General features: G+C 37.7%; 4 protein-coding genes. 2 read left to right on the top strand and 2 right to left on the bottom strand.

Annotated elements, in window-relative coordinates:
• Positions 1-369: 369 nt before the first annotated feature.
• A complete protein-coding gene (locus Q1V93_RS08760; RefSeq protein WP_300663841.1) occupies positions 370-1,116 on the bottom strand; it encodes a DUF1349 domain-containing protein in 747 nt (248 codons plus the stop codon).
• Between the two features lie 298 nt (positions 1,117-1,414).
• Between Q1V93_RS08760 and Q1V93_RS08765 the strand changes: the two genes are divergently transcribed.
• Complete coding sequence (locus Q1V93_RS08765; RefSeq protein ID WP_300663842.1) at positions 1,415-2,143, top strand: nitroreductase family protein; 729 nt, start codon at positions 1,415-1,417, stop codon at positions 2,141-2,143.
• Positions 2,144-2,445: 302 nt separating this feature from the next.
• On the opposite strand, the gene Q1V93_RS08770 is transcribed toward Q1V93_RS08765, so the two are convergent.
• Entirely contained in the window at positions 2,446-2,670 is a 225-nt protein-coding gene (locus Q1V93_RS08770) for a DUF4248 domain-containing protein (protein WP_007214061.1), read from the bottom strand.
• Between the two features lie 207 nt (positions 2,671-2,877).
• On the opposite strand from Q1V93_RS08770, the gene Q1V93_RS08775 reads away from it, so the two are divergent.
• Positions 2,878-3,594: 6-bladed beta-propeller (locus Q1V93_RS08775; protein ID WP_300663843.1), on the top strand; the 717-nt coding region annotated here is incomplete at its 3' end.

A 3,594-nucleotide genomic window follows, 5' to 3' on the forward strand; every position in this document is an offset into this window, starting at 1 on the left:
TTGGTCACTACATACTCTAAAGCCATAATAATTAAAGTTTAATTGGTTAAAAAAAATAGGGTTTACTTGCCATCATTTATTTCTGATGACATTGCAAAGATAGGATGTAGTGCGGGAAGTATTGTACTCTTTTGATGCCTTGGAGTGGGTTTTTCTGAGAAAAGTTGTAAATGGATGATTTAAAGCGCTTTGTGAAAATCGATAGAACTTGCTCTTTCTTATAACTTTTAAAGATAAGAGCAAGATTCTTTTCTTTGTTATCAATTGATTCCAAAACTATACTTAAATCATAAGCTTTTTCAGAAAGTAGAAATATTCTGCGGCTTTTGTCATGTCATTTTAAGAATTCCACCTTCAATATATAATGGCTTATTCTCCCAAGCGGAAATCGCTAACATTATCGTGAGACAAAGAAATTTCTTCAAAACGACTTGTGCAGCTGCCTTTTTGAGGACACTGGCTACTGATGCCCAAATAGATGTTCTTTGGATAACAATTCTTGTATAGACGAACCATGTTCCATCTTTTCTTATCGATGGAATAATAGCTGGCAATGGTTTTTGTATCAGATGAAATTTTCAGGTAAACAGATGAAACATCTAATTTATCATGATTATTGTCATCGGATGTTCCTTGTGTTCTTACTGTAACAATACGGTGGTTACCGTATTCATCCTGTTCAAATGCCAATTTCTGCCAAAGTGAATCACAAGAATAGACAAAAAGGTCGGCTGCATTATACAATCCCTCTGTTGTAAACTCCGGAGTAACCTTGGCTATTAACGTAAAAGGTTTCGTGTTCTCAACGGGGACAAGCAGAATAGGAAGCGTTGTATTTGACAGTTTTCCATTCGGGTCACTGAAGAAATCCAGTCCTTCGGCACAATGGAATTCCAATGCACCATCATCAAACAGTTTCACGCAATTTTCAGCTCCATTGATGGCATTAGTGAAAGTGATGTTTCCCGCACTGATTTTGCAATCTGTAACTTTGTTCATAACTGTTTCGTTCATTGTTTGTTGAGACTCATCTTGCTTGGCAGAATTGTTAGATTGGCAAGAAGCCAATATGATGCTTCCTGCAAGAATTACTTGACAAATAGTATTACTTTTCATTGCTTAATAGATTATGAATGATTAATTTTTTGCAAAAATAGTCTGTTTCGGCCATTCACACAATGGTGAAAAATAACCAAATTCATAACGGGACAATAAACTGGTTTGGGAAAGCATCACGAATTAGTGATATACAGCACATCGATCATTCTGATTACACGAAAAGTCCGGTTGGTTGAGGAACAATTAGCTTATGGGGATGTTTTTAATCTTATACTATAGAATTAATTCTATAAGTATCCTGAAGTTTTTTAGCTCTAAGGAAAAGTATAATAATATTATAACATTTTACAGCATTATGAATTTAGACGAAGTCCTCCATTATCGTCGCTCTGTGCGAGCGTATGATAGAACAAAACTGATAGATCCGGAAAGAATAAAACATTATCTGGAATTGGCAACATTAGCTCCCAACAGCTCGGATATGCAGTTGTGGGAGTTCTATCATATCACTCAGCCCGAATTGCTGACAAAGGTTTCAAGAGCCTGTCTCGATCAGAAAGCTACTTCTACAGCTTCACAAATAGTTGTTTTCGTGGTGCGGCGTGATTGGTACAGGAAACATGCGCGGTTTGTGCTTGATTTTGAACGGGAGAATATCCGGCGTTACAGTCCGAAAGAGCGTCAGGCCAAACGCATCAAAGACCGGGAATTATACTATGGCAAATTGATGCCGTTTGTTTATGCCCGTTTCTTCGGAATCTTGGGATTATTCAGAAAACTGCTGGTTAATATCATCAGCATTTTCCGCCCGATGATGCTCGAAGTCTCCGAAAATGATATGCGTGTGACTGCCCATAAATCTTGTGCACTCGCTGCCCAAACGTTTATGATTGCTATGGCAAACGAAGGGTATGACACTTGTCCTCTGGAAGGTTTGGATAGCCGTCGGCTAAAAAGGATACTGAAATTGCCTCGTGGTGCTGAAATAAATATGGTTATCCCCTGTGGAATACGGGACGGAAATAAAGGAATCTGGGGAGAACGGTGCAGAGTACCGTTTGATGAAGTTTATCGTAGAATTTAAAGTCGTTTTTTGATTATCAGTTCACGCTATATGTCAGGTATTGTGAAAATGTAAAGCTCGTTTACGCTAAGTGAAATAGAATATATCATAGTCTCAAATATAGACAAATTATAGGCGTTTTTCTGCCTTGTTCAGCTTCCTGTTATTCGTTTTTAAAGAATAATGGGAACGTTTTTAAAGAATGTGTTCAACGTTTATTAAAAACGTAAAAAGCCTCTTTTAAGCCTAAATTTGATAAATATCAACAAAAAAGGCGGTGATTCTTATGAAGAATTACCGCCTTTCCTATTTATTGTCTATTATTATTCCGGGAATGGATCACCCAGATTCTCTATTATCAGCCCGTATTGCTTGGGAGAGAGCCAGCGATGATTATAAGGCTGATAGCCCGTTTCAACTAAAGCAGTCGCCAGATTTGTACACCTTTTAATGCTTCGTTGTAAAGATCTTACCGCATTTTTCGGAGTGGAACAACCGGGGAAATACATACCGGCCAATTCGGAGAAAGAAAGAATCAGTTTTGCCATTTGCTAAGGTTTTAGGTTTAATATTAAAATTCAGTTTTTTAAAGCTCTACAAAGATACTACATCAGAAAGGCGAAGTCAAGTATTTGGGTTGGTTTTTCCGACTTTTCTTTTTTCTTTTTTTTATTCTTCTCATTTTTCTAAGATAACATCTTGTATATTCGTTTTTTTTATAAATTTGCCCAACTTACAACATAACAAAAAACAATATGCGACACTCTTGTATTTCCTTTCTCAGCATCTCTCTTTTTCTTCTCACGGCTTGTTCCGGAGAAAAAGGTTCACATGAACAGGTTTCTACAGTCAGTATTGATAAAGGCGTCGAACACTTTGATGCGGACTACACTTCGGCACAATATCAGTCTCTTTTCAAAAATCCGAAAACGATCCGGCTGGAAACGAATGATAAATGCCTGTTGAGTGCTAATGCGTACCTGCTTAATGTGACTCCAAAGTACATAGTTATCGGAGATAAGACGAGTTTTTATTTCTTTAATGCCGAAAACGGTTCTTTTCTTTCTGTGATGGACAGGAAGGGAAATGGACCTGAAGAATATGCCGACATCTTTTCCCGCTTTTTTGATGAAGAAAAAGAGTTGATTTATGTTGCTACTCCTAATAAGACTAAATTATATAAGCCGGACGGGACTTTCGTCAGCGAATACCCCAAAGATAGTATATCCAACTTTATAGGTGTATCCAACGGATATTGGGGAACCTACAAAAGAGAATATCAGAAATCGCACTTAGTAGCCTTCTTTGATAAGGAGTGGAACATGAAACAATCTTTCTTTCCTTTCGATGCTGAATCGGTGACGGGCTTTTCAGGTGGCTACATCGTGCCCAGATTCAGAGCCGGAAACGACCAAGTGTGTATCGTGATTAATGATACGTTGTATGCCAGCAGAAAGGAAAAACTCATTCCC

This window comes from Fluviicola sp. (assembly GCF_030151805.1).
Classification (GTDB): Bacteria; Bacteroidota; Bacteroidia; order Flavobacteriales_D; family Crocinitomicaceae; genus Fluviicola.

Excerpts from the sequence above, each read along its gene's own strand:
- Q1V93_RS08760 (WP_300663841.1), bottom strand. The coding sequence starts at position 1,116 with ATGAAAAGTAATACTATTTGTCAAGTAATTCTTGCAGGAAGCATCATA.
- Q1V93_RS08765 (WP_300663842.1), top strand. The coding sequence starts at position 1,415 with ATGAATTTAGACGAAGTCCTCCATTATCGTCGCTCTGTGCGAGCGTAT.
- Q1V93_RS08770 (WP_007214061.1), bottom strand. The coding sequence starts at position 2,670 with ATGGCAAAACTGATTCTTTCTTTCTCCGAATTGGCCGGTATGTATTTC.